This window comes from Streptomyces sp. NPDC001781, from assembly GCF_053596035.1.
This window is the reverse complement of sequence record NZ_JBSFFI010000005.1, coordinates 51,158-75,337: the sequence shown is the minus strand read 5'-3', so window position 1 is coordinate 75,337 and position 24,180 is coordinate 51,158. Positions and strand designations below refer to the sequence as shown.

Sequence of the window (24,180 nt, the reverse complement as noted above, 5' to 3'; positions counted from 1 at the left end):
CCCCAGAGATCCACATACCGGAACAGGAGCCCCAAAGGTGCCGGTCCTTCCCGGAGCCGAGCCGTACCGCCACGACGGCGGGGAGGTGGGGGTTCTCCTCTGCCACGGTTTCACCGGCTCGCCCCAGTCGCTGCGCCCCTGGGCGGAGCACCTCGCCGCGCACGGCCTGTCGGTGTCGCTGCCCCTGCTGCCCGGTCACGGCACCCGCTGGGAGGACCTGCGGGTCACCGGCTGGGAGGACTGGTACGCGCACGTCGACCGTGAGCTGCGGCAGCTCTCCGAGCGCTGCGAGCGGGTGTTCGTCGCGGGGCTGTCCATGGGCGGCGCGCTGGCGCTGCGGCTGGCCGCCAGGCACGGCGAGCGCGTCACCGGCGTGGTGGTCGTCAACCCGGCGAACCGGGTGCACGGACTCGCCGCGCACGCCCTGCCCGTGCTCCGGCACCTGGTGCCCTCGACCAGGGGGATCGCCAGCGACATCGCCAAGGGCGCCGTCACCGAGCTGGGCTACGACCGGGTCCCGCTGCACGCCGCCCACTCCCTGCGCCGCTTCCTGCGCGTGCTGGACGGTGAGCTGCCGCAGGTCACGCAGCCGCTGCTGCTGCTGCGCAGCGCCGTCGACCACGTGGTCCCGGCCGCCGACTCGGCGCGGGTGCTGAGCCGGGTGTCCTCCACGGACGTGACCGAGAGCGTGCTGGAACAGAGCTACCACGTGGCGACGTTGGACCATGACGCGGACCGGATCGTCGAGGAGAGCATCACCTTCTTCGACCGGCTCGCTCCACGTGTCGGTGAGGAAGGGACGGCTCCCGTTGGCTGAGCACGACTCCGACCGCGAGGGCCGCGAGCCGGACGAGCACGGCACGCCCTTCGACGAGGACGCCGCCTGGCGTGCCATCGTCGCGGGGTACGGCGACGAGCCGCCGGACCCGCCCGGCTCCAGGCCCTTCCGCTCCATCGAGGACCTCGCGCTCCCGGAGAAGGACACGGAGCCGGAGCCAAACGAGGACGGTACCGGTGAGAAGCCCGCGCCGGTACGGCCGCTGGGGAGCTCGGTCACCTTCGCTCCCGGCGTCGGCCCGCGCGACCACACCCCGGCCGAGCCGGCCGGGGACACCGCCGGGGAGTCCGGCGACGACGATGACGACGACGAGGGGCATTTCGTACCGCCCGAGCCGCCCCCGCTGCCCGTCGCCGACACCACGGCCAAGTTCGCGTGGCTCGGGGTGGTCGGCGGGCCCGTCCTGCTGCTGCTCGCCGTGCTGCTGGGCTGGGAGATGACGTGGTGGCTGACGACGCTCGCCATCGGCGGCTTCCTCGGCGGGTTCGTCACCCTGGTGACCCGGATGCGCACGGACGACGAGGGTGACGACGACCCCGGCCGGGGGGCCGTCGTCTGAGCCCTACCGGGAGCTCGCCGGGATTCTGAGGGCGGCCAGGACCGGGAGGTGGTCCGTGGCCGCCCTCAGGTCGCTCCCGGTGACGCCGGGCAGTCCGGTGGGGACGCCGCAGGCGAGCACCTCGATGCCCCGGGTGGCGAGGACGGCGTCGATGCGGCGGGCCGGTGCCTCGGCGGGGAAGGTGTCCGTGCCGCCCCGGGGGGCCACGGCGGCGGCGTCCTGGAGGGCTTCGGCGAGCCGGGTGAAGGCGGGGCCGGCCGGGCCCTCGTTGATGTCGCCGCCGATCACGGCGTGGTCCACGCCCAGTTCGCCCAGGCGGTCCAGGAGCAGGCCGCTCTGGGTTCGGCGTTCGGCCTTCTCAAGGCCGAGGTGGCAGCAGACGAGTCCGACACGCGCCGTGCCGAAGCGGACGACCGCGGTGGCGAGACCCCTTCGGTGCCGGCCGGGGGTGAGCGGCAGCAGGACGTCCTCGGTGCGCTCGACCCGGGCCCGCAGGGAGCAGAGGATCGCGGGGCCCGCGGCGGGGGCTCCGCCGGTGAGGTAGACGAGGCCGGTGTCCTTGGCGAGGCGGGCCAGCTTCTTGCGCCAGCGGAAGAAGCGGGGGGCCTCCTGGAGGAGGAGCACGTCCGGGGCGCAGGCGTTGATCACCCGTGCCAGGGCTTCCACGTCGTCGCGCAGGGAGCGGACGTTGTAGCTGAGCACCCTGATGACCGCGGAACCGTCTGACTCCGTACGGGAGTTGGGGAACGGGGATGGCATGTGGCCAACCTACTCGGGGCGCGGGGACCGGTCCCCGCGCCCCTGAGGCCGGTGCACTCGTCCGGTCTACATGACCGGGTCCGGCTCCCTCGCCAGGTCCGCCGCGCCGACCAGGCCGGCCTTGTTGCCGAGCTGGGCGGCGATGACGTCGGCCACCGGGCGCCAGTTGCCGCCCACCAGCCAGCGCTTGTAGGACCTGCGGATCGGGTCGAGGACCAGCTCGCCCTCGTCCGAGAGGCCGCCGCCCACGATGAAGGCGGAGGGGTCGAAGAGCGAGGCCAGGTCCGCGAGGCCGGCGCCCGCCCAGCGGGCCAGCTCCCGGTAGGAGTCCACGGCCACCGGGTCGCCCTGGCGGGCGGCCACCGAGATGTGCTTGCCCTCGATGCCGTCGGGGGTGCCGTCGCCGAGGCCGAGCAGGATGTCGGCGTTCTCCGGGGTGGCGTTGGCGCGCTGCTTGGCGTACCGCACCAGGGCGCGGCCGGAGGCGTACTGCTCCCAGCAGCCCTGCGAGCCGCAGCCGCACAGCAGGCCGTCCGGGACCATCCGGATGTGGCCGAACTCGGCGGCCACGCCGAAGTGACCCCGGCGCAGCTTGTTGCCGATGATGATGCCGCCGCCCAGGCCGGTGCCTAGCGTGATGCAGATGACGTTGCGGTGGCCCTTGCCCGCGCCGAACTTGTACTCGCCCCAGGCGGCCGCGTTGGCGTCGTTCTCCACGACGACCGGGAGGCCCACGCGGGCCTCGACCTTCTCCTTGAGCGGTTCCTGGCGCCAGTCGATGTTGGGCGCGAAGTACACGGTCGAGCGCTGCCGGTTCACGTAGCCGGCCGCACCGATGCCCACGCCGACGATGTCGTGTCCGGCACGCGCGCCCTCCACGGCCGAGGCGATGGCGTCCACGATGGCCTCGGGCGTGCTGGGGGTCGGCACCTTGAAGGTCGAGAGGATGTTGCCTTCCTCGTCGACCACGCCGGCCGCGATCTTGGTGCCGCCGATGTCGACGCCGATGGTGAGTCCCATGAATCCCTCAGTTCCGGTCGAGCCCCGCTAGGGCCAACGGTACCCGAGGCCCCACGGGGGCAGACCGTCAGTCCAGGTCGATGCGCTCGCCCGGTCCGGTGCCCTCGCCGGGGTCGCGGCGGCCGGCCGGCGGCTCGTCCGCCGGCGGCGGGGTGGGGCCGGTGGTCCAGCGCCGCTCCTGGGCCTGGACGGCGGAGCGGTAGGCGGCGAGCAGCTCGCTGCCCGCGGCGGCGAGGTGGTCGAAGACCTGGGGGTTGCGCTCGACGACCGGTTCGACGGCGGCCTTGGCCTGCTGGACCATCTGGCGCACCGCCTGCTGGGCGGCGGGCCCGGCGACCGCGCCGAGCAACGGGGACCGCAGGCCGGAGAGCCTGTCGGCCACCGAGTCGATGAGCCGGCCGAGCTCCTCGGCGGCCGTGCCGGGGGGCGGCGGGCCGTTGCCGCGGCGGCGGGCCTTCTCGGCGGCCAGGTCCTCCGCGGTGGCGGTGGCCCAGGCGTCGGCGTCGCCCGTGCGCGGCGCTTCAGGAGCTTCGGGCTCCTCGGGGGGCTGGGCTGCGGGGCGCTCTTCGCTCATGGCGGGCTCCTGACTACGGTTCGCGTCTTCGACGTTACCCGAACGGCGCAGTCCGTTCACCGTCTCGTGCCGGGCCACAGGGCGGGATCGGGCGCGAACCGGACGCACAGCTCGCCGTCGGTCAGGGCGGCCCCGGCGACGGTGCAGCGGCGCAGGGCGGAGGGCAGGGCGACGATCCGGTGGAAGGGCCCGGCGGTGACGACGAGTTCGTTTCCGCGCCGGATGAGGTCGAGGTCGTCGCGTACGGCACCGGGCAGCGGGAGCCGCCAGACGAGGGTGCCGTCCTCGGCGAGGCGGTCGGTGACCGGCCACTCGACGGGGGCGGGCACGGGGTTGACGCCGGGCGGGGCGAGCGCGGTGAGGTCGTCGGTGCCGCGCGGGTCACGGCCGAGGTGGGGGACGGTGTGCACGTCGTACTCCCCGGCCCAGTCGGCCAGGGTCTTGAGCTGCTGGGCGCGGGGGCCGGCGAGCCAGGTGCCGTCGGCGGACTCGGGCAGCACACGGTTGGCGATCACGGTCTCGGGGCGCAGTCCCCGCAGGGCGAGGCCGAGCGTGGCGGTGCGGACGGCGTCGTCCCCGGCCGGGCCGGGTTCGGCGACCAGGCGGACCGTGGTGCCCTTGTCGGCGAGGACGGCTTCGACGGCGGCGAGCTCCAGGTCCCAGCGGGCGGCCGTCTCGTACAGCCGGTCGGCCGGCATGGGGACCCCGGCGAGGCGGCCGAGGACCGGGCGCAGGGCGCGGGCGGCCTGCCGCTCGGGCGGCAGGAGGCGGCGCAGGTAGCGGCGGAGTTCCTCGGGCAGCGCGAGCAGGGCGAGGGCCCGGGCCAGCGGGGGGAGGTCGACCACGAGCAGGTCGTAGCGCTCGCAGAGGGCCGCGTCGCGCAGGGCGCGCAGCACGGACAGCTCCTCGGCGCCCGGCAGCGGGGTGACCTCCTCGGCGTCCAGGCGGGAGGCGCCGAGCAGGTCGAGGACGGTTCCGGCGCGGCTCTGGAAGGCGGTGAGGTCCTCGCGGAAGCGGGCGCCGGCGTCGGGGCGCCAGACGGTGAGGTTCTCGGCGGCCTCGGTGGGCGTGGGCCCCGTCACCGTGCCGAGGGCGGCGCCGAGCGTGTCGGCACGGTCGGCGCCGAGCACGAGCACACGGGCGCCGGTGCGGGCCGCGGCGAGCCCGGTGGCGGCGGCGACACTGGTGCGGCCGCTGCCGCCGGGCCCGGTGATCAGGAGGGTGCGCATGAGGCTGAACGGTAACGGAGCCTCGGCGCGGCCGGAGCGGGACGCGGGGTCAGGAACCCGTCTCGACGCGCTTCTTCAGGCCTGCCAGCGCCCGGTCGATGATGACCTTCTCGGCCTTGCGCTTGATCATGCCGAGCATGGGGATCTTGACGTCCACGGTGAGGCGGTAGGTGACCTCGGTGGAGCCGGGGCCCACGGACTTGAGCAGGTAGCTGCCGTCCAGGGAGCGGAGCATCTGGGACTTCACCAGGGTCCAGGAGACCTCGTGCTCGCCGGTCCAGGTGTAGGCGAGGGTCTGGTCGTCCTTGATGGCGCCCGCGTCCATGACGAGGCGGACCTCCTCGGCGCGGCCGCGGCCGTCGGTCTCCAGGACCTCGGCCTCCTTCACCTCGCCGGTCCAGTCCGGGTAGCGGGAGAAGTCGGCGATCACCGCCATGACATCGGCCGGGGCCGCCTCGATCGTGATGCTCGAACTGGTGTGTTCCGCCATCGCCGTGGCTCCTCCAGATGCGGCCGGACGTTCTCTCACGCGCGGGGTGCGCACGTGTGTGCAGCGTGAAGGCTACCGCGCCGCCCCGGGCACGCCGTCACCACTCCAGCGCCCACGGGTTGCCGGTCCCGGCGAAGTGGCCCACGTTCACGCACTCGGTCGCGCCGATCCGCATCCGGCGGGCGAGCGGCTGGTGGACGTGGCCGAACAGGGAGTAGCGGGGCCGGGTGCGCTCGATGGCGGCCAGCAGGGCGCGGCTGCCGCGCTCGAAGCGGCGCGCGACGGTGTCGTAGACCAGTTCCGGCACCTCGGGCGGGATGTGGGTGCAGAGCACGTCGACCTCGCCGACGGCCTCGATCTTCGCCGCGTACTCCTCGTCGTCGATCTCGTACGGGGTGCGCATCGGGGTGCGCAGGCCGCCGCCGACGAAGCCGAAGACGCGGCCGCCGATCTCCACCCGCTCGCCGTCCAGCACGGTGGTGCCGGGTCCGGCGTACTCACGCCACAGGGCCGGCATGTCGACGTTGCCGTAGGTGGCGTAGGTCGGAGTGGGGAAGGCGGCGAACATCTCGGCGTACTGGCGGCGTACCGCCCGCTCGATCGCGGCCTCCCGGTCGGTGCCGATCCCCGACCACAGTTTCCGTCCGAAGGCGCGCGCCTCCTCGAAGCGGCGGGCGGTGCGCAGCTCCACGATCCGGTCGGCGTTCTCCGCGCCGAACAGGTCGGGGAAGATGCCGCGCGAGTGGTCGGCGTAGTCGAGGAAGAGGACGAGGTCGCCGAGGCAGATCAGCGCGTCGGCGCCTTCTTTGGCCCGCGCGAGATCACGGGCGTTCCCGTGCACGTCGCTGATCACGTGGACGCGGGTCCGGGGGCCGCGGGCGGGTGTGGAAGCCATGGCGATCAAGGGTAGAGGTGTGCGGTCTACGTGAACAGTGGCCCGTCTGGCCTGCGGTTACTCGCTCGTTGGTCAAGTGGTGGACTACTGTGCGCTCAAGGGGGACATCCCGTGTGACGCATGGAACATCTGGCACGGACCCCCTGTCCCAGAGGTCATACCGGCGGGTAACGTCCGGGCAGTCCGGTCGTGCTCCGGAGAAACAACCCGGCAGGCGGGACCCCGCGAGCACCCGCCCCGAGGAGCAGCAGTTTTGCGCGAGTTCAGCCTTCCGGCTCTGTACGAGGTCCCCGCCGACGGCAACCTGACGGACATCGTCCGCAGAAACGCCGCTCAGCACCCGGACGTCGCCGTCATGGCGCGCAAGGTGGACGGCGCCTGGCAGGACGTGACGGCCCGGCAGTTCCTCACCGAGGTGCACGCCGCCGCCAAGGGCCTGATCGCCGCCGGCGTGCAGCCGGGCGACCGGGTCGGCCTGATGTCCCGCACCCGCTACGAGTGGACCCTGCTGGACTTCGCCATCTGGAGCGCGGGCGCGGTCACCGTGCCGGTGTACGAGACCAGTTCGCCGGAGCAGGTGCGCTGGATCCTCTCCGACTCGGGCGCGACCGCCGTCTTCGTGGAGCTGGACGGCCACGCGGCCGCCGTGGACTCGGTGCGCGAGTCGCTGCCGGCGCTGAAGCACATGTGGCAGATCGAGGCCGGGGGCCTGGAGGAGCTGACGCGGCTCGGGCAGGACGTCTCCGACGCGACGGTCACCGAGCGCGGCTCACTGGCCAAGGCGGACGATCCGGCGACCATCGTCTACACCAGCGGCACCACCGGGCGCCCCAAGGGCTGTGTGCTGACCCACCGCAGCTTCTTCGCGGAGTGCGGCAACATCGTGGAGCGGCTGCGTCCGCTGTTCCGCACCGGTGAGTGCTCCGTGCTGCTCTTCCTGCCGCTGGCGCACGTCTTCGGCCGGCTGGTGCAGGTCGCGCCGATGATGGCGCCGATCAAGCTGGGCTGCGTCCCGGACATCAAGAACCTCACCGAGGAGCTGTCCGCCTTCCGGCCGACGCTGATCCTCGGTGTCCCGCGCGTCTTCGAGAAGGTCTACAACACCGCGCGGGCCAAGGCGCAGGCCGACGGCAAGGGCGCGATCTTCGACAGGGCCGCGGACGTGGCCATCGCCTACAGCCGCGCGCTGGACACCCCGTCGGGCCCGTCGCTGAAGCTGAGGCTCAAGCACAAGGTCTTCGACAAGCTGGTCTACGGCAAGCTGCGCGCGGTGCTCGGCGGCCGGGGCGAGTACGCGATCTCCGGCGGCGCCCCGCTGGGCGAGCGGCTCGGCCACTTCTTCCGGGGCATCGGCTTCTCGGTGCTGGAGGGCTACGGCCTGACCGAGTCCTGCGCGGCGACGGCGTTCAATCCGTGGGACCGGCAGAAGATCGGCACGGTCGGCCAGCCGCTGCCCGGCTCGGTCGTGCGGATAGCGGACGACGGCGAGGTGCTGCTGCACGGCGAGCACCTGTTCAAGGAGTACTGGAACAACCCGGACGCCACCGCCGAGGCGCTGGCCGACGGCTGGTTCCACACCGGGGACATCGGCACCCTGGACGAGGACGGCTACCTCCGGATCACCGGCCGCAAGAAGGAGATCATCGTCACCGCGGGCGGCAAGAACGTCGCTCCGGCCGTGATCGAGGACCGCATCCGGGCGCACGCGCTGGTCGCGGAGTGCATGGTGGTGGGCGACGGGAGGCCGTTCGTGGGCGCGCTGGTCACCGTCGACGAGGAGTTCCTGGGCCGCTGGGCCGCCGAGCACGGCAAGCCCGCCGGTTCCACGGCGGAGTCGCTGCGCGACGACCCGGAGCTGAACGCGGCGGTCCAGGCGGCCGTGGACGACGGCAACGCGGCGGTCTCCAAGGCGGAGTCGGTGCGCAAGTTCCGTATCCTGCCGATCCAGTTCACCGAGGAGTCGGGACACCTGACGCCCTCGCTGAAGCTGAAGCGGAACGTGGTGGCCAAGGACTACGCGGCCGACATCGAGGCGCTCTACGCCAAGCAGCCCGCCTCCTGACGAACCGTCGTGGAGCGACGCGGCGCCGGGCAGTCCCCGGCGCCGCCGTGTCAGAGCAGTACCTTCAGGCGTTCGGCCAGCAGGTCCCAGCGCCACTTCTCCTCGACCCACTGCCGTCCGCGCCCGCCCATGCGGCGGCGCAGGTCCTCGTCGGCGAGGAGGGCGTTGATGCGTTCGGCGGCCTCGGCGGGTTCGCCGCCCCGGACCACCCAGCCGGTCTCGCCGTCCAGCACGGCGTCCGGCGCGCCGCCGGAGTCCCCGGCGACCACGGGCAGCCCGGTCGCGGACGCCTCCAGGTAGACGATGCCGAGCCCCTCCACGTCCAGCCCGCCGCGCCGGGTGCGGCACGGCATGGCGAACACGTCCCCGGCGCCGAAGTGCGCGGGCAGCTCCGCCCAGGGCACCGCGCCGGTGAACCGTACGGAGTCCGCGACACCTGCCTCGGCGGCCAGCCTGCGCAGGTCGGCCTCGTAGGGGCCGCCGCCCACGATCAGCAGTACGGCGTCCGGCTGGGCGGCGAGGATGAGGGGCATGGCCCGGATCAGTGTGTCCTGGCCCTTCCTCGGCACCAGCCGGGAGACGCACACCACGACCGGCCGGCCGGTGAGCTTGAGCCGGGCGCGCACCTCGTCCCCGCCGGAGCCGGGGTGGAAGGTCTTCTCGTCCACGCCGGGCGGCAGTTGGACCATGCGCCCGGCCGCCTGAGGCGTGAGCGCGGCCGCGATCCGGGACCGGGTGTACTCGCCGAGGTAGGTGATGGTGTCGGTGGACTCGCCGATCCGGCGCAGCAGCCCGCGGGCGCCGGGCAGCTGGGCCCAGCCCGCCTCGTGACCGTGGGTGGTGGCCACCAGCCGCTCGGCGCCGGCCTGGCGCAGCGCGGGCGCCATCAGCCCGAGCGGCGCCGCCGCCCCGAACCACACCGAGGTGCAGCCGTGTTCCCGCAGCAGCCCCACCGCCCGCCGGGTCACCGCCGGGGTGGGCAGCAGCATGGTCGTACGGTCGCGTACGACGGTGAAGGGCTGCTCGGCGTCGAAGGCGGCGGTCGCCTCGGCGCCCTCCCGGCCGCGCTTCCAGGTCGAGGCGTAGACGACGATCCGGTCCGGGTCCAGGCGCAGCGCCATGTTGTGCAGGAACGCCTGGATGCCGCCGGGGCGGGGCGGAAAGTCGTTGGTCACGATCAAGGTCTTGTGCATCGCCGCCGACCCTACCGGGTGGGACTTACGGGACCGGGCCGGGCGGAGTCTGTGGCAGGGACACGGCCGTAAGGGACATCATGAGTCTTCCGGCGCGCAGGGCGCACGAGCGAACGGCAGGGGATCACGTGGACACCAAGGGCGCCGGGCGGTCTGCGGCGTGGCTCGTGGCGGTGTGGGGGGCGAGCCGTGCCGTCCTGCTGCTGACCGTGTTCAAGGTGATCACCGTCGCGGGCCCGGACGTCACCTCGGACGTGTCGGTGATCTACCGGGGCTGGTACGAGGTACTGCGTCAGGGAACGTTTCCGCTGGACGACGTGACCTGGCAGTACCCGCCCGCGGCGGCGCTGGCGGTCCTCTCCCCCGGTCTGCTGCCGTTCCTGGACTACACGCACGCGTTCTTCGTCCTGTGCTGCCTCACCGACCTCGCGGTGCTCGGCCTGCTGGTGCGCTACGGCCGGGAGCCGGGGCGCTCGCCGCGCGGTGCCTGGCTGTGGACGGCGGCCGTCCCGCTGCTCGGGCCGACCGTCTACGCGCGCTACGACGTGATGGTGACCGCGCCGGCCGTGGCCGCGCTGCTGGTGGCCGCCCGGCACCCCCGCGCGTCCGGGGTGCTGACCGCGCTCGGCGCGATGGTGAAGGTCTGGCCGGCACTGCTGCTGACGGGCTCCTTCCGGCGCCGTACGTGGGCCTCGGCGGCGGTGACGGCGTCCGGGCTCGCGGTCCTGTTCGCGATGTCGATGCCGGGTGCCTTCGCCTTCCTGACCTTCCAGCGGGACCGGGGCACCGAGGTGGAGTCGCTGGGCGCGCTGGTCTTCCATCTGGCCCGGCACTTCGGCTGGGAGGGCCAGGTCCTGCTGAACTACGGCTCGATCGAGTTCCTGGGCCCGTGGGTGGGGGTGGTGAGCACGGCCGCGCTGGTGCTGACCGGGGCCGTGTTCGGCTGGCTCGTGCTGTGGCGGCTGCGGGTGGCGCGGACCGGCGAACCGACCCTGCCCGAGGCCGCGTTCACCGCGGTGCTGCTGTTCACGGTGACGAGCCGGGTGATCAGCCCGCAGTACCTGGTCTGGCTGATCGGCCTGGCCGCGGTGTGCCTGACGCACCGCGCGTCGCGGATGACCGCGCCCGCGCTGATGGTCGCCGTGGCGTCCCTGGTCACGCTGCTGGAGTTCCCGATCGGCTTCATCCACGTGGTGACGAGCGACTGGTACGGCGTGACGCTGATGGTCGTGCGCAACGGTCTGCTGGTCGCCGCCTCCCTGACGGCGGGCCGCATCCTGTGGCGCTCCACCGTCTCCCCGGTGCCCCCCGCCGCCGCCCCCGCCGCGGCGGACCGGGCGGACGGGTCGCCCGTCTCGCCCTGAGGGTCAGCCCAGTCGGTCCCGGACGTAGTCCCGCCACTGGGCGGTGAACTCCTCCTGCGTGGTGCCCAGCACCTGCCGCAGCGCGCCCTCCACCGCGCCCGGCCGGGTGCGGTGGGCGCCGACGGCCCGGTAGAAGGCGCGCAGTTCGTCCTCGCCCCAGCGCTCCGCGATCATCCGGCAGGCCAGCCAGCCGGACTCGTAGGCGCGGGCCAGCCCGGCCGGGTCGCCGGTGAAGCCGAAGTCCCCGTCGGCGGGGAGCACGTCGGGGACGCGTCCGCCCGCGACGGCGCGGGTCAGCTCGGGGGCGACGTCCGCGGGGGTGCGGCCCGTGCCGAGGTACCCGGTCCAGTCGGCGTATCCCTCGGACAGCCAGAGCGGGGTGGCGGCGGTGGTCGCGGAGCGGGTCGCGACGTGGGTGGTCTCGTGGCTGAGCACGACCTGTCTGCCCAGGTCGCCGAGGGCCGAGTAGGCCTCGGGGTTGACCACCACACGGTCGGCGGGGGCCCGTCCGGCGCCCGGTGTCTCGGCGGTGGTGACGGCCGCGATGCCCCGGTACCGGGCGGCGGGCGAGCCGAGCAGCGCGGCCATGCCGTCCAGCGAGCGGGGCACCAGCACGACCACCCGCCGGGCCCAGCGGGCGCCCCAGGCGCGGGAGACGGCCGGTACGGCGCGGTCGGCGAGCCGGGCGTAGCCGCGCAGCTCCCCGGTGCTCTGCCCGGTGCCCAGCACCAGGCTGTGCGCGCCGCTGACGGCGGCGACCGTCCCCTGGTCCCAGAGCTGCTGCCCGGCGCCCCGCGCGGGCCCCTCGGCGGCGACGTACCAGCCGCCGTCGGCGGTGCGGCTCAGGGTGAGGGTGCGGCGGGCGGTGACGGGCGCGGTGTCCAGCCCGGCGACCCGGTAGCTCAGCTCGGCCTCGGCACCGGCGCCGTCCGCGCGCACCGAAGTGATCCGGTAGGCCCAGGATGCCAGCGGGAGCGCCCGGAGCCGGGTGTAGGGGGTACGGGTGCCGGTGGTGGCGTACGCGGCCGCGTCGTGGCGGAGCAGGGCGGCGGCCCGGCGGTCGAGCACCCGCTGCACCTCGGCGCGGGCGCCGGCGCCGGGGGCGCGGTGGCCGCATCCGGAGAACGCCGGCAGGAGCAGCAGGCAGAGTCCCGCCGCCGCCGCTCGCCACGCCCTCTCCCGGCCTTCCACCGTCCGATCGTACGGGGCGCGGGCTGGGCTCAGGGCCGGGTCACCGCGGAGACCGGGAGCATGCCGACCGGGTCGTAGCGCACCGCGGCGCCGGGGTGGGGCGCGTGGATCACCTGGCCGTTGCCGACGTACATCGCCACATGGCTGGCGTCGGAGCGGTAGATCACCAGGTCGCCGGGGCGGGCCTGGGAGAGCGGGACCCGGTGTCCGGCGTCACGCTGGGCCTGCGAGGTGCGCGGGAGCTGGACGCCCGCCCGGGCGTACGACCACTGCATGAGGCCCGAGCAGTCGAAGCCGGAGGGCCCGTTGGCGCCCCACACGTACGGGCGGCCGAGGGCCGAGCGGGCGGCGGCGAGCGCGGCGGCGGCACGGGGGTCGAGGTCGCCGAGGCCGGTGAGGTCGGGGCGGCCGAAGCGGGAGGGCCGGTCGTAGTCGGAACGGTCGGCGGCGGGCAGCGAGTCGAACAGGCGCCGGGCGCGGGCGAGCCGCTCGCGCACCTGCCGCTTGTGCGTGGCCACCGCCTTGCGGCTGCGCTCCAGGTCGCCGAGCCTGGCCCCGGCCTCGGCCCGTTCCTGAGCGAGGTCGCGCAACGCGCCGGTCAGCTCGCGCAGTTGTCCCGCCTGACGGGTGTCGACGCGGTCGACGACGGACGCCTTGTCGAGATAGTCGTCGGGGTCGGCGGAGAACAGCAGGGCGACGGCCGGATCGATGCCTCCGGAGCGGTACTCGGCACCAGCGAGCGAACCGAGCCGCTCGCGCAGGGAGTTGACCCGCTGCTGGGTGCGGGCGAGGTGGTCCTGGGCGTCGCGGACCTCGTGGCGGAGCTTGTCCGCGCGCTCGCCGGCCCGGTCGTAGTCCTCGGTGGCGCGCTCGGCCGCCGCGTAGAGCCGGTCCAGTTCGGCGCGGGCGCCGTCGCGGGGCGCCGCGTGGGCGGCGGGTACGGCGCCGAGGGCGGCGGCCGCGGCCGACAGCACGCACAGGGCGGCGGCACCCCGGTCGCATCCGGATGTTGCGGGACGGCGATGGGACGCCACGGCGGTCCTTCCCCTGGACGACGGGAAACGCGCCAGACAGTAGCCCGAGCGGCACCCACCGGCCAACGACCGCCGTGCGCACACACGGTGACGCCCCGGCGCCGACGCAGGTCAGCGGCGGGGCGCCAGGAGTCGCGCGGTGCCGTGATTCGCCCGTTCGGGCGGGTGTGGCGGGGGTGTCAGACGCGGACGCCGAACATGAACGGGCCGCCGATGGTGCTCATGGACTCGTAGCGGACGACGGTGCCGGTGCGCGGGGCGTGCAGGATCTGGCCGTTGCCCGCGTAGAGGCCCACGTGGTGGATGTCGTTGAAGAAGAAGACGAGGTCGCCGACCTGGAGGTCGCTCGTGGAGTAGATCCGGGTGCCGATGTTGGCCTGCGCCTCGGAGGTGCGCGGGATGGAGACACCGGCCTGGGCGTAGGCCCAGGAGGTCAGACCCGAGCAGTCGTACGAGGAGGGGCCGGTGGCGCCGTAGACGTACGGGGTGCCGATCTTGCTCTGGGCGGCGGAGAACGCCGCTCCGGCGCGGCCCGAGGCGGGGACGGCGTTGCCGAGCTGGACACGCTCGGAGGAGGAGCGGTCGGCGCGCTGCTGCTCGGCGGCCAGGGCCTGCTTCTCCTTGGCGGTCAAGGTGTTGAGCAGGCGCTGCGCCTCGCCCAGCTTGCCCTGGACCTCCTTCTTCTTCTTGCCCAGCTCGGTGCGGGTGGAGGCGAGGTCCTTGAGCTTCTCGGTGGCCTCGGCCCGCTGCTGGGCGAGTTCGCGCTGCTTGTCCTGGATCTTCTTCAGCGCCTCGACCTGCTGGCCGCTCAACTGGTCGAGCGTGGAAGCCTTGTCGAGGTAGTCGTCCGGGTCGGCGGAGAGGAAGAGCTGGACCGAGGGGTCGATGCCGCCGCTGCGGTACTGGGCGGTGGCGAGCGAACCGAGGCCGTCGCGCAGCTTGTTGAGGTCCTGCTGGCCCCGGGCGACGTTGTCCTGGATCGTGGAGATCTCCTTCTGGAGCTTCTCCTGCTTCTCCTTGGCGCCGTTGTACTTCTCGGTGGCCTGCTCGGCCTGCTCGTAGAGCTTGTCGACCTGCGCCTTGACCTCGGTCTTGCCCGGCTTCTCGCTCGGGGCGGCGTTGGCCGCGTTCGCGCTCAGCGCGACGGCGGCGGCAGCCGCGGTGGTGAGCACGGTGACACGCGTGCGGCTCGGCTGCTTGGGTCGACGATGGGACGCCACGGAGGACGAACTCCTTCTTGTGAGTGATCACCCGCTCGGAGGTTCGAACCGACCCTAGTGACCCAGTTGTGATCAGTTCAAATCCTCACAGCAGAAAATCCCGTCCCTCGCCGCATATTTTGCATTCAACACACCAGGCGTGACAGCCGGTTGACGTTCCGTCGTCCACACAAGCCCCAATAGGGGCATGACGCACGTCCGTCGGGCGTTCAGGACAGTCGCTTGAGAAGTACCGCAGAGGCCACCGGGCGGGCGCCGGCGCGGGCGACGCCGTCCGCCACCTCGCGGTCGGTGGAGGCCACGACGACCGGCCGGCCCGGCGGTTCGGCCCGCACGAGCTGGCGGATCAGCTCGTCCGCCGTCACGCCCGGCTTGGAGAACAGCACCCGCACCCCGCGCGGCGGCGCCAGCAGCACCGGGGCGACCAGTTCGGCGCCGTCGAAGACACAGGTGACCTCGGCGCCGGTCTGGGCGGCGAGCGCGGAGAGCTGGCCGAGCAGCCTGAGCCGCTGCTTCTCCAGCGGCATCTGCGGATAGCCGGTCTTGGTGACGTTGTAGCCGTCGACCACCAGATGGGCCTGCGGCAGCGCGAGCAACTGGTCGAGGACGGCCGGGTCGTGCTCGGACAGAGCGCGGGCGGCGATGTCCTTCGGCGTCATCCGGCCCGGCTCGACCGCGTCCACGGTCTCCGCCGGCCGCACCGACACCGGCGGCAGGGCGAGTTCGCGGCGCAGCCCCTGGGCCGCCTCCAGGACGGTGTCGAGCAGCAGCCGTACCCGCATGTCCTCCACGCTGCGGCCCTCCCGGACCGCGCGGCGGGTCGCCTCCAGCGCGGCCTCCGACTCGCCCAGGCGGGTCTTGAGCCGGCGGGACTCGCTCTCGGCGGCGGAGACGGCAGCCTGGCTCTCGGCCCGCGCGGACTCGGTCTCGGCGCGCTCCTTGCGCAGCGCGGCCTCCCCGCGCTTGACGTCGCTCAGGGCCGAGCGCAGCTTGCGGTGCAGCGCGTCGGCCTCCTTCTTCGCCGCGTCCAGCTCGGCGCGCAGCCGGGCGGTCTCGGCGCGGGTGTGTTCGCGGGCCCGCTCCAGCTCCTCACGCAGCTGCTCCAGCTCGGCGCGGCTCTCCTCGTCCACGCGCTCGGCGTCCGCGCGCTCGGCCTCCTCGCCGGCCGCGGCGACCAGCTTGGCCCAGCCGGGCGGGCGCAGTACGTAGGCGGCGGCCGCGACGTCGAGGGGGTCGGCCGCCGGAGGCGGGGAACCCGCCTCCAGCGCGCCGCACAGCTCGGGCTGGGTCTCCTTGTACCGCTCGCCGATCCGCTGCCGGAAGAGGCGTTCCGTCTCCAGCGCGGCGGCCATCGCGTTCCCGGCGAACCTGGCCCGGCGGTTAGGCGTGAACCGGGCGTACTGCCGCAGCGGGGCGGGCAGTTCGGCCATGGTCAGGGCGCCGAAGGCGTCCGAGACGATTCCCACGACGCGGCGGCGCACGCCGTCGGGCAGCGGACGGTCAAGCACCTCGGCGGTGCCGTCCTCCGGCCCCCCGCCCGCGGTCTCCACCATCCGTCACACCCCAATGCCCGACATGCCCGATCCACCTGTCCGATCCCGTGCGGACCGCCCCGCCCTCAGGAGGCGGCGCCCGGCCTGTCCACGAGTTCCACCTGGTCCACCGCGTTGCACCAGCGGCAACGGACCGACTCGATGGTCTCACTGACCACCTCGCGCTCCTCGACCGTCGGTTCGCCGGCCAGGTCGAGGTGGACGTACTCGACGACCTTGGAGGAACGGGTCACGTCGAACCGGGTGAGGTTGCCGCACAGGGTGCAGCGCCAGCGTGTCGTGGCGGTCGGCGGAGGAACCGTCATGGTGCAGCTCGCTTCCTTCTCGTCGCGTCTGGCGGACTGGACGCACGCCGGGTAGAGCGCGTGTGGCCGTAACCCTACGGCCTGCCGGGTGTTCGCCGCCCGCCTGTCCGAAGCGGCGAGGCGGTCTGTACCACTGCGTCCGGTTACGTCATGCTCTGTGTTCATGATCAGAGAGTGGAGCTCGACCGCCGCCCGGACCGTCAGGGCGGTCCGGGGCACCCCGGCGCCGCTGACGTACGGCCTCATCGCCCTGTGCTGCCTGATCTTCGTCATGGGCCCGGCCTCCGGGTTCACCCGCGCGTACGGCACCGGGGACGCGCTGCTCGCGGCGCAGCGGGCGTACTTCCGGCACTGGGGGGTGATCCCGGCCGGGCTCTTCGCGGAGCCGGTGCGCGAGGCGCTCACCCCGGTGACCGCGCTGTTCGTGCACGGGAGCTGGGTGCATCTGCTCGGCAACATGCTGTTCCTCTTCGTCTTCGGCGTGCTCACCGAGGAACGGATGGGCCGCGTCGAGTTCGCCCTCTTCTACGTCGGCTGCGGCTACCTCGCCCTGCTCGGGTACGCGCTGGCCAACGCGGGCTCCGAGCAGTCCCTGGTCGGCGCCTCGGGAGCCATCTCCGCGGTCCTCGGCGCCTTCCTCCACCTCTTTCCGCGGGCCCGTGTCACCAGTCTCCTCCCTTTCCTCTTCTTCCTCCCGCTGCGCTTCCCGGCCTGGGTGGTGCTGCCCTTCTGGGCGGGCCTGCAGTGGTACGCGGCGGGCCGCGCGCCCGAGGGCCCGGGCGTCGCCTACCTCGCCCATGTGATCGGCTTCTGCCTGGGCTTCGGCTACGCCTGGCTCAGGTACGGGCGGAAGCAGAGCGAGAAGGACGGGCCGGGCGAGGCTAGAGTTGGGGCCGCCCCGGCTACGGCGTCCAAGGGAGAGAACCAGCCGTGATCACCGCGATCGTCCTGATCAAGACCAGCGTGGACCGGATTCCGGAGATCGCCGAGCGGATCGCCGCGCTGGAGAGCGTGAGCGAGGTCTTCTCCGTCACCGGTACCTACGACCTGATCGCCATGGTCCGCGTGGCCCGCCACGAGGACCTCGCCGAGGTCATCCCCGGCCGTATCAGCAAGATCCCGGGCGTGGAGGGCACCGACACCCACGTCGCCTTCCGCACCTACTCCCAGCACGACCTGGAAGCGGCCTTCGCCATCGGCCTGGACAGCTAGTGCTGTGACCGGAAAGGTCTGCCGGAAAGCTAGCGGCGTCCGGTGCGGTGCATCGCAAGGCGGAGCACCGCCCGCGTACGGGATGTACTCGGGCGATGCGCCAATGCGGCGAGGTGCCGTGACGGACGCCGCGAGCCGGTGAACCTTTCCGGTCACAGCACCAGGGTCTTCCGGCCGGGCCGGGTCTTCGAGGCCGCCCGGCTCGGGCTCAGCTCTCCGGGACGCAGCGGCCGTTCTCCGTGCGGTAGGTCCAGCGGGCGCCCCGGGTGACCAGCTCGCGCACCGCCGCCACGAAACGGGTCACGTGCTCGTCCGGCGTACCCGCGCCGAAACTGACGCGGACGGCGTTCAGGGATCCGGTGCCGCAGCCGGCCTGTTCGGCGGCCTCCGTGCCGAGGAGGGCGTGCACCAGGGGGTGGGCGCAGAAGAGGCCGTCGCGGACGCCGATGCCGTACTCGGCGGAGAGCGCGGCGGCCAGGTGGGAGCTGTTCCAGCCCTCCACCACGAAGGAGAGCACGCCCACCCGCGGGGCGTCGTCGCCGAACAGCGAGAGCACCCGCAGCCCGGGCACCTCGGCGAGGCCCGCACGCAGCAGGCCGAGCAGGTGCCGCTCACGGGCGGCCAGAGCCTCGGGGCCGGCCTCGGCGAGCGCCCGGCAGGCCGAGGCGATCGAGTAGGCGCCGATGACGTTGGGGGACCCCGCCTCGTGCCGGGCCGCGCCCTCGTGCCACTCCACCCGCACCGAGCCGTCGGCCCGCCGGGCCACCGTGCGGCTGGCGCCGCCGCCCGCGAGGTACGGCTCGGCCGCGGAGAGCCAGTCGGCCCGCCCGGCCAGCACTCCGGACCCGAAGGGCGCGTACAGCTTGTGCCCGGAGAACGCGATCCAGTCGACGTCCAGCTCCCGCACGCTCACCGGCTGGTGGGGCACCAGCTGGGCGGCGTCCAGCACGATCCGCGCCCCCAGGGCGTGCGCGGCCGCCGCCAGCTCACGCACCGGCCAGACCTCACCGGTGACGTTGGAGGCACCGGTGACGCAGACGAGCGCCGGGCGCGCGGTGTCCCGGCCGGCCAGGGCCCGCTCCAGCGCGCGTACGGCCTCCTCGGGGCTGCGCGGGGCGTCCAGGAAGGTCACGTCGGCCTCGCGCCAGGGCAGCAGCGCCGCGTGGTGCTCGGTCTCGAAGACGTACACCTCGCATCCGGCGGGCAGCGCGCGGGCCAGCAGGTTCAGGGAGTCGGTGGTGGAGCGGGTGAAGACGACCTGGTCGGTGTCCCGGCAGCCGAGGAACTCCGCGACCGTGCGGCGGGCGTTCTCGAACAGATCGGTGGAGAGCTGCGAGAGGTGCCCGGCACCCCGGTGCACGCTGCCGTAGTAAGGGGCGTAGGCGGCGACGTCGTCCCAGACCCGCTGGAGCGCGGGGGCGCTGGCGGCGCAGTCGAGCGCGGCGTAGCCCACCTCGCCCCCGGTGACGAGCGGCACGCGGACGTCCCGGCCGAGCACCGGCAGGGGGGCGGGGACGACGTCGGCGGGGGCGGGGGCGAAGGCGGTGGAGACGGACATGGCTGGACTCCCGTGAGGCAGGCCGGAGTCACCGTGCGCAGGACATGCGGACACGGCACCGGAGAAAGGGGGTGGAAGGGGTGTGCGGGGGCGGGGCTCAGCGGCCCCGGCGCATTCGCTTGCTCACGGAGAAAAGCTCCCTCGTACGACCAGGACCCCTGGTTCTCGAGGGGTCCGCGCTTGCCGTAGACCTTCTGGAATACGACCTGGTCCTCACCCGGAGCACCCCGCCACGGACGGAGGGTTGCCGGACAGCCGGCCGGGGCCGCATGGCTGTCGCTCATGACCTGATCAGGAAGCTAGCCGGACGGGGCGCGCGGCGCAACCGCGGTCCGGATGCCGGAACGCGGCGCGGCGGGGAGCGGGCGCTCCCCGCCGCGCCGGAGGAACGGCTCTCACCGGTTGCTGGCGGTCACCCACCGCTCCAGCGTGCGCTCCGCGGCCCCGGAGTCGATGGACTCCGCCGCTCTCGCCATGCCGGCCCTCAGCTGGTCGGCCAGCGGCTCCTCCGTAGGGTCCAGCGCGACCAGCGCCGCCGCCGAGTTCAGCAGCACCGCGTCCCGCACGGGCCCCCGCTCACCCTCCAGCACCATGCGGGCCACCATCGCGTTGTAGGCCGGGTCACCGCCGCGCAGCGCGTCCACCGGCACCGGCTCGATGCCGACGTCACGGGGGTCGAAGACCTCCTCGGTGACCGTGCCGTCGCGCACGATCCACACCCGCGAGGGCGAGGTGGTGGTCAGCTCGTCCAGCCCGTCCTCGCCCCGGAAGACCAGCGAGGAGTTGCCGCGCTCGGCGAAGACGCCCGCGACGATCGGCGCCATGGCCAGGTTGGCCACGCCCACCGCCTGCGACCGCACTCGCGCCGGGTTGGTCAGCGGCCCGATCACGTTGAAGACGGTACGGATGCCGAGCTGGCCGCGGGCGGCGCCGACGTGGCGCAGCGCCGGGTGGAACTTGACCGCGAAGCAGAAGGTGATCCCCGCCTCCTCCGCGACCTCCGCCACCCGCTCGGGCGTCAGCTCGAGGTTCACTCCGAGCCGCTCCAGCACGTCCGAGGAGCCGGACGCCGAGGACGCGGCCCGGTTGCCGTGCTTGATGACCTTCGCGCCGGTGCCGGCGACCACGATGGAGGACATCGTGGAGATGTTCACCGTCTTGGCGCCGTCCCCGCCGGTGCCGACGATGTCCACGGTCCTGCCGGGCACCTCGATCACATTGGCGTGGTCGTACATCGCCCGGACGATCCCGGTGATCTCCTCGACCGTCTCGCCCTTGGCCCGCAGCGCCACCAGGAAGCCCGCGATCTGGGCGTCCGTGGCCTCGCCGCGCATGATCCGGTCCATCGCCCAGGCGGTGGCGTCGGCACTCTGGTCCCGGCCCTCCAGCAGGGCGTTCAGTACCTCGGGCCAGGAACGGCCCGCCGCGGTGTCGCCTCCAGCGGGGGTCACAGCGCTCATGGGGCCGCTCCTGGGTGTGTGTGAGGAAGACAGGTGCTGTGGGGCACGCGGGGTGCCCTCTCCCACCCTATCCAGCCCGAACAGGGCGAAGGGCCCCGCCGGTGATCCGGACGGGGCCCTTCGGCCGCGGCGTGGCGACGCGCGCGGGGATCAGTGGTGGCCGTGGCCGCTCGTGATCTCCTTGTACTCGTCGACGGTGGGCTTGGCGATCTGGTTGTCCTTGCCGTAGTAGGCGTTGGACAGCTTGACCCGCAGCCGCTCGGTGGACTTCACCTTGCGCTCGACCCCGTTCTCGTCGACCGTGGGGCCGATCTCGGCGGGCTCGTACTGGTGGTGCGCCGTCAGGGTGTGGAGCTGCTCCTGGCTGAGCGGCTCGTGCACCTCGATGAACTCACCGTGCGGCAGGCGCTTGATGATGCCGGTCTCGCGGCCGTGCAGCACCTTGTCCTTGTCCCGGCGCTGGAGGCCGAGGCAGATCCGCTTGGTGGCGATGAAGGCGATCACCGGTCCGGCGAAGAAGAAGATCCGGACGAACCAGGTCACCTGGTTGATCGACAGGTGGAAGTGGGTGGCCCACAGGTCGTTGCCACCGCCGACCAGACCGATCATGTACACCGTGACCCAGGCGACGCCGAACGCGGTACGCGTCGGGGCGTTGCGCGGGCGGTCCAGGATGTGGTGCTCGCTCTTGTCACCGGTGACCCAGGACTCGATGAAGGGGTAGACGGCGATGGCCATCAGCACGACACCGAACAGGACCAGCGGGATGAACACGCCCAGGACCAGCGTGTGGCCCCAGAAGTTGACCTCCCAGCCCGGCATGTAGCGGACCAGACCCTCGGCGAAGCCCATGTACCAGTCGGGCTGGGCGCCGGTGGAGACCTGGTCGGGCCGGTACGGGCCCATCGCCCAGATCGGGTTGATCTGCGTGATTCCCGCGATGACCGCGATGACACCGAAGACCAGGAAGAAGAAGCCTCCGGCCTTGGCCATGTACACCGGCAGCAGCGGCATGCCGACGACGTTGGTCTCCTTCTTCCCCGGACCCGCGAACTGCGTGTGCTTGTGGTAGAAGACCAGGATCAGGTGCGCCACCATCAGGCCGAGCATGATGCCCGGCAGCAGCAGGATGTGGATCGAGTAGAACCGGGCCACGAAGTCGTGGCCGGGGAACTGCCCGCCGAAGAGGAAGAACGAGATGTACGTGCCGACGATCGGCATGGACAGGATCGCGCCCTCGGTGAAGCGCACACCGGTGCCGGAGAGCAGGTCGTCCGGGAGCGAGTAACCGGTGAAACCGGTGAACATGCCGAGGACGAACAGCAGGAAGCCGAACAGCCAGTTGACCTCACGCGGCTTGCGGAACGCGCCGGTGAAGAACACGCGCATCATGTGCACGAACATGCCCGCGAGGAAGATCAGCGCGGCCCAGTGGTGGATCTGCCGGATGAGCAGACCACCGCGCACATCGAAGGAGATGTGCAGGGTCGAGTTGAACGCCTCCGACATGAGCTGTCCCTGGAGCGGGACGTAGCTGCCGTGGTACTCCACCTCGTTCATCGACGGGTGGAAGAACAGCGTCAGGTACACACCGGTCAGGATGATGATGAGGAAGCTGTACATGCAGACTTCGCCCAGCATGAACGACCAGTGGTCCGGGAAGACCTTGCGCATGTTGGCCTTGGCCAGGGAGAAGATCCCCAGCCGGCCGTCCGCCCAGTCGGCGACGCGCTCGCCGGCCGGCGCCTTCCCGCGCGAGCGGGGGGCTTCGTTCGCTTCAGTACTCATCCGCGCTCCCAGAATGCAGGACCGACGGGCTCCGCGAAGTCGCCGAGCGCCTCGAGGTAGCCCTCGTCGTTCACACCGATGCGGAGCTGCGGCAGGGCGTGACCGGCGGGGCCGAAGATCACTCGGGCACCGTCGGAGAGGTCGAAGGTGGACTGGTGGCACGGGCAGAGCACGTGGTGCGTCTGCTGCTCGTACAGGGAGATCGGGCAGCCCACGTGGGTGCAGATCTTGGAGAACGCGACGATGCCCTCGTGGGACCAGGCGAGTTCCTGCTTGTCCTTGATGTCGTTCGGCTGGAGCCGGACGATCATCAGGGCGGCCTTGGCGATCTCGTCCTGGAAGTCCTCGTCCGTCTCCTCCAGGCCCTCGGGCTTGGCGAAGGTCAGCGAGCCGACGGCCACGTCCTCGGGACGCAGCGGCTGGTTGGTGTTGACGTTGACGAGGAGCTTGCCCTTCGCCCACAGGGTGTGGCGGAGCGAGCTGTGCGGCAGCGGACCGAGGTCGCGCAGCAGCATGACGCCGGAGAGCGGCACCAGGGCCAGGGCGCCGAACATCGTGTTGCGGATCAGCTTGCGACGGCCGATGCCCGACTCGGCGGCTCCCTGGCGGAAGTCGTCGAAGACCTGGGCGCGGACCGCGGGATCCGCGGCGATCGGGTGGCGCTCGGCCACCATCTCGACGTCGGACATAAGGGTGCGCGCCCAGTGGACGGCGCCCGCGCCGATGCAGAACAGCGCCACACCGAGGGTCAGGCCCAGCGCGAAGTTGAGCGCGCTGATGTGACCGATCGGGAAGACGAAGATCGACTTGTCGTGCGGGATCGTCACGTACGACGCGATGAAGCCGACGGTGGCCAGCATCGAGATCGTGAACAGCAGGGCGACCACGCGCTCGGACCGCTTGGCGGCCCGCTCGTCGATGTCCTGCACACGGTGCTCGTGCGGCGGCATGCCCGGGTCGGCGAACGGGGTCTCTTCGTCCGCGACGCTCACCGAGCCGTGCGGGTGGTCCTGCGCGGCGGGCAGGTTCTCTTCTGGAATGTCTTGGCTACTCATGACTTCTTGGCCTTTGCGGTCCGAGCGGCGACCCAGATGGCGACCGCGATCAGCGCGCCGAGGCCGAAGATCCAGGCGAACAGACCTTCACTGACCGGGCCGAGTCCGCCCAGCTCAAGGCCGCCGGGGTTCTCGGTCTCGCTGCCGTTGACCGCGTTCAGGTACGCGATGATGTCCTTCTTGTTCTTCTCCGTCATGGTGGTGTCGGGGAAGGACGGCATGTTCTGCGGGCCGGTCTGCATGGCCTCGTAGATGTGCTTGGGATCGACGCCCTCGAGGCTCGGGGCGTACTTGCCCTTGGTGAGGGCACCGCCCTTGCCGACGAAGTTGTGGCACTGCGCGCAGTTGGTGCGGAACAGCTCGCCACCCTTGGCGATGTCCGCGCCTTCCTTGGAGTACTGCTCCTTGGTCGGCACGTTCGGGCCGGCGCCCAGCGACGCGACGTACGCGGCGAGCTGGTCGATCTGGGCCTGGGTGTAGATCGTCTTCTTGGCCGGGATCTGGGCCATCTGCGAGCTGGAGGCGGGCATCCGGCCGGTGCCGACCTGGAAGTCGACCGCGGCGGCGCCGACGCCGACCAGGCTCGGGCCGTCGGAGGAGCCCTGGCCACCGGTCCCGTGGCAGCTTGCGCAGCCGACCTCGTAGAGCTTCTTGCCCTCCTTGATGGTCAGGGACTGGGAGGTTTCATCGGCCTGCGCCTTGCCCGCGGGCGCGAACGCGGCGTACAGCCCCCCAGTGGCCGCCAGCGCGAGGAGTAGTACGACGACCGCCGCCAGCGGATGGCGTCGTCGTGCGGAGAGCTTTTTCACGGATTACCCCGG

General features: G+C 72.5%; 23 protein-coding genes and 1 riboswitch. Of the genes, 6 read left to right on the top strand and 17 right to left on the bottom strand.

Annotation, left to right across the window (positions count from 1 at the left end; all coding sequences use genetic code 11):
- Positions 1-37: 37 nt before the first annotated feature.
- Positions 38-817, top strand: coding sequence for an alpha/beta hydrolase (locus tag ACWCV3_RS06320; RefSeq protein ID WP_451219182.1), 780 nt, complete (start codon positions 38-40; stop codon positions 815-817).
- Positions 810-1,397, top strand: a complete 588-nt coding sequence (locus ACWCV3_RS06315; protein ID WP_451219179.1) for a hypothetical protein — start codon at positions 810-812, stop codon at positions 1,395-1,397. The genes ACWCV3_RS06320 and ACWCV3_RS06315 overlap by 8 nt, the downstream gene beginning before the upstream one ends.
- A gap of 3 nt (positions 1,398-1,400) precedes the next feature.
- Here ACWCV3_RS06315 and ACWCV3_RS06310 read toward each other — a convergent pair whose 3' ends face one another.
- From ACWCV3_RS06310 to ACWCV3_RS06285, 6 genes are all read right to left on the bottom strand, one after another.
- Positions 1,401-2,156 carry an endonuclease/exonuclease/phosphatase family protein gene (locus ACWCV3_RS06310; RefSeq protein WP_451219176.1) on the bottom strand — a complete coding sequence of 252 codons (756 nt, stop codon included), beginning with the start codon at positions 2,154-2,156 and terminating at the stop codon, positions 1,401-1,403.
- A gap of 66 nt (positions 2,157-2,222) precedes the next feature.
- Positions 2,223-3,176: an ROK family glucokinase gene (locus tag ACWCV3_RS06305; RefSeq protein WP_451219173.1), complete on the bottom strand. Its 954-nt coding sequence runs from the start codon at positions 3,174-3,176 to the stop codon at positions 2,223-2,225.
- 67 nt (positions 3,177-3,243) lie between these two features.
- On the bottom strand, positions 3,244-3,750 hold the full coding sequence (locus ACWCV3_RS06300) for a DUF5304 domain-containing protein (RefSeq protein ID WP_451219170.1): 507 nt from the start codon (positions 3,748-3,750) through the stop codon (positions 3,244-3,246).
- Between the two features lie 56 nt (positions 3,751-3,806).
- Positions 3,807-4,979 (bottom strand): ArsA family ATPase, encoded by a 1,173-nt coding sequence (locus tag ACWCV3_RS06295; RefSeq protein ID WP_451219167.1) that lies wholly within the window; start codon positions 4,977-4,979, stop codon positions 3,807-3,809.
- Between the two features lie 49 nt (positions 4,980-5,028).
- On the bottom strand, positions 5,029-5,469 hold the full coding sequence (locus tag ACWCV3_RS06290) for an SRPBCC family protein (protein WP_451219164.1): 441 nt from the start codon (positions 5,467-5,469) through the stop codon (positions 5,029-5,031).
- 97 nt (positions 5,470-5,566) lie between these two features.
- Positions 5,567-6,364, bottom strand: coding sequence for a metallophosphoesterase family protein (locus tag ACWCV3_RS06285; RefSeq protein ID WP_451219161.1), 798 nt, complete (start codon positions 6,362-6,364; stop codon positions 5,567-5,569).
- 253 nt (positions 6,365-6,617) lie between these two features.
- On the opposite strand from ACWCV3_RS06285, the gene ACWCV3_RS06280 reads away from it, so the two are divergent.
- Positions 6,618-8,426 (top strand): AMP-dependent synthetase/ligase, encoded by a 1,809-nt coding sequence (locus ACWCV3_RS06280; protein ID WP_451219158.1) that lies wholly within the window; start codon positions 6,618-6,620, stop codon positions 8,424-8,426.
- A gap of 50 nt (positions 8,427-8,476) precedes the next feature.
- Here the strand turns inward: ACWCV3_RS06280 and ACWCV3_RS06275 are convergent, their stop codons facing one another.
- Complete coding sequence (locus tag ACWCV3_RS06275) at positions 8,477-9,619, bottom strand: glycosyltransferase family 4 protein (protein WP_451219155.1); 1,143 nt, start codon at positions 9,617-9,619, stop codon at positions 8,477-8,479.
- Positions 9,620-9,747: 128 nt separating this feature from the next.
- Between ACWCV3_RS06275 and ACWCV3_RS06270 the strand changes: the two genes are divergently transcribed.
- The gene (locus ACWCV3_RS06270; protein ID WP_451219152.1) at positions 9,748-10,983 is read left to right on the top strand and encodes a glycosyltransferase 87 family protein; all 1,236 of its coding nucleotides are present in this window, start codon (positions 9,748-9,750) and stop codon (positions 10,981-10,983) included.
- Between the two features lie 3 nt (positions 10,984-10,986).
- Here ACWCV3_RS06270 and ACWCV3_RS06265 read toward each other — a convergent pair whose 3' ends face one another.
- The 5 genes from ACWCV3_RS06265 to ACWCV3_RS06245 form a co-directional block, all read right to left on the bottom strand.
- Positions 10,987-12,174 carry a hypothetical protein gene (locus tag ACWCV3_RS06265; RefSeq protein WP_451219149.1) on the bottom strand — a complete coding sequence of 396 codons (1,188 nt, stop codon included), beginning with the start codon at positions 12,172-12,174 and terminating at the stop codon, positions 10,987-10,989.
- A 29-nt stretch (positions 12,175-12,203) separates the two neighbouring features.
- Positions 12,204-13,208 carry an NlpC/P60 family protein gene (locus ACWCV3_RS06260; RefSeq protein ID WP_451219146.1) on the bottom strand — a complete coding sequence of 335 codons (1,005 nt, stop codon included), beginning with the start codon at positions 13,206-13,208 and terminating at the stop codon, positions 12,204-12,206.
- Positions 13,209-13,387: 179 nt separating this feature from the next.
- Positions 13,388-14,428 (bottom strand): NlpC/P60 family protein, encoded by a 1,041-nt coding sequence (locus ACWCV3_RS06255; protein ID WP_451219143.1) that lies wholly within the window; start codon positions 14,426-14,428, stop codon positions 13,388-13,390.
- A 209-nt stretch (positions 14,429-14,637) separates the two neighbouring features.
- Entirely contained in the window at positions 14,638-15,981 is a 1,344-nt protein-coding gene (locus tag ACWCV3_RS06250) for an NYN domain-containing protein (protein ID WP_451219140.1), read from the bottom strand.
- Positions 15,982-16,046: 65 nt separating this feature from the next.
- Positions 16,047-16,286 (bottom strand): hypothetical protein, encoded by a 240-nt coding sequence (locus ACWCV3_RS06245; protein WP_030810317.1) that lies wholly within the window; start codon positions 16,284-16,286, stop codon positions 16,047-16,049.
- A 163-nt stretch (positions 16,287-16,449) separates the two neighbouring features.
- On the opposite strand from ACWCV3_RS06245, the gene ACWCV3_RS06240 reads away from it, so the two are divergent.
- A complete protein-coding gene (locus ACWCV3_RS06240; RefSeq protein ID WP_451219137.1) occupies positions 16,450-17,220 on the top strand; it encodes a rhomboid family intramembrane serine protease in 771 nt (256 codons plus the stop codon).
- Positions 17,217-17,498, top strand: coding sequence for an Lrp/AsnC family transcriptional regulator (locus ACWCV3_RS06235; RefSeq protein WP_451219134.1), 282 nt, complete (start codon positions 17,217-17,219; stop codon positions 17,496-17,498). Before ACWCV3_RS06240 ends, ACWCV3_RS06235 begins: the two co-directional genes overlap by 4 nt.
- Positions 17,499-17,706: 208 nt before the next feature.
- On the opposite strand, the gene ACWCV3_RS06230 is transcribed toward ACWCV3_RS06235, so the two are convergent.
- The 5 genes from ACWCV3_RS06230 to qcrC form a co-directional block, all read right to left on the bottom strand.
- Positions 17,707-19,056 (bottom strand): aminotransferase class V-fold PLP-dependent enzyme, encoded by a 1,350-nt coding sequence (locus ACWCV3_RS06230; protein WP_451219131.1) that lies wholly within the window; start codon positions 19,054-19,056, stop codon positions 17,707-17,709.
- Positions 19,057-19,227: 171 nt separating this feature from the next.
- Positions 19,228-19,344: riboswitch (SAM riboswitch) on the bottom strand.
- Positions 19,345-19,451: 107 nt separating this feature from the next.
- The gene (trpD, locus tag ACWCV3_RS06225; protein WP_451219128.1) at positions 19,452-20,516 is read right to left on the bottom strand and encodes an anthranilate phosphoribosyltransferase; all 1,065 of its coding nucleotides are present in this window, start codon (positions 20,514-20,516) and stop codon (positions 19,452-19,454) included.
- 150 nt (positions 20,517-20,666) lie between these two features.
- A complete protein-coding gene (gene qcrB / locus ACWCV3_RS06220) occupies positions 20,667-22,304 on the bottom strand; it encodes a cytochrome bc1 complex cytochrome b subunit (RefSeq protein WP_451219125.1) in 1,638 nt (545 codons plus the stop codon).
- Positions 22,301-23,359 (bottom strand): cytochrome bc1 complex Rieske iron-sulfur subunit, encoded by a 1,059-nt coding sequence (gene qcrA / locus ACWCV3_RS06215; protein WP_451219122.1) that lies wholly within the window; start codon positions 23,357-23,359, stop codon positions 22,301-22,303. The genes qcrB and qcrA overlap by 4 nt, the downstream gene beginning before the upstream one ends.
- Positions 23,356-24,168: a cytochrome bc1 complex diheme cytochrome c subunit gene (gene qcrC, locus ACWCV3_RS06210; RefSeq protein ID WP_451219119.1), complete on the bottom strand. Its 813-nt coding sequence runs from the start codon at positions 24,166-24,168 to the stop codon at positions 23,356-23,358. Before qcrC ends, qcrA begins: the two co-directional genes overlap by 4 nt.
- Positions 24,169-24,180: the final 12 nt, after the last annotated feature.

Bases quoted from the DNA above. Each gene is read 5' to 3' on its own strand.
- ACWCV3_RS06240 (WP_451219137.1), top strand. From the start codon at position 16,450: ATGATCAGAGAGTGGAGCTCGACCGCCGCCCGGACCGTCAGGGCGGTC.
- ACWCV3_RS06295 (WP_451219167.1), bottom strand. From the start codon at position 4,979: ATGCGCACCCTCCTGATCACCGGGCCCGGCGGCAGCGGCCGCACCAGT.
- ACWCV3_RS06250 (WP_451219140.1), bottom strand. From the start codon at position 15,981: ATGGTGGAGACCGCGGGCGGGGGGCCGGAGGACGGCACCGCCGAGGTG.
- ACWCV3_RS06305 (WP_451219173.1), bottom strand. From the start codon at position 3,176: ATGGGACTCACCATCGGCGTCGACATCGGCGGCACCAAGATCGCGGCC.
- qcrA (WP_451219122.1), bottom strand. From the start codon at position 23,359: ATGAGTAGCCAAGACATTCCAGAAGAGAACCTGCCCGCCGCGCAGGAC.
- ACWCV3_RS06275 (WP_451219155.1), bottom strand. From the start codon at position 9,619: ATGCACAAGACCTTGATCGTGACCAACGACTTTCCGCCCCGCCCCGGC.
- ACWCV3_RS06285 (WP_451219161.1), bottom strand. From the start codon at position 6,364: ATGGCTTCCACACCCGCCCGCGGCCCCCGGACCCGCGTCCACGTGATC.
- ACWCV3_RS06245 (WP_030810317.1), bottom strand. From the start codon at position 16,286: ATGACGGTTCCTCCGCCGACCGCCACGACACGCTGGCGCTGCACCCTG.
- qcrB (WP_451219125.1), bottom strand. From the start codon at position 22,304: ATGAGTACTGAAGCGAACGAAGCCCCCCGCTCGCGCGGGAAGGCGCCG.
- ACWCV3_RS06310 (WP_451219176.1), bottom strand. From the start codon at position 2,156: ATGCCATCCCCGTTCCCCAACTCCCGTACGGAGTCAGACGGTTCCGCG.
- ACWCV3_RS06230 (WP_451219131.1), bottom strand. From the start codon at position 19,056: ATGTCCGTCTCCACCGCCTTCGCCCCCGCCCCCGCCGACGTCGTCCCC.
- ACWCV3_RS06300 (WP_451219170.1), bottom strand. From the start codon at position 3,750: ATGAGCGAAGAGCGCCCCGCAGCCCAGCCCCCCGAGGAGCCCGAAGCT.
- ACWCV3_RS06290 (WP_451219164.1), bottom strand. From the start codon at position 5,469: ATGGCGGAACACACCAGTTCGAGCATCACGATCGAGGCGGCCCCGGCC.
- trpD (WP_451219128.1), bottom strand. From the start codon at position 20,516: ATGAGCGCTGTGACCCCCGCTGGAGGCGACACCGCGGCGGGCCGTTCC.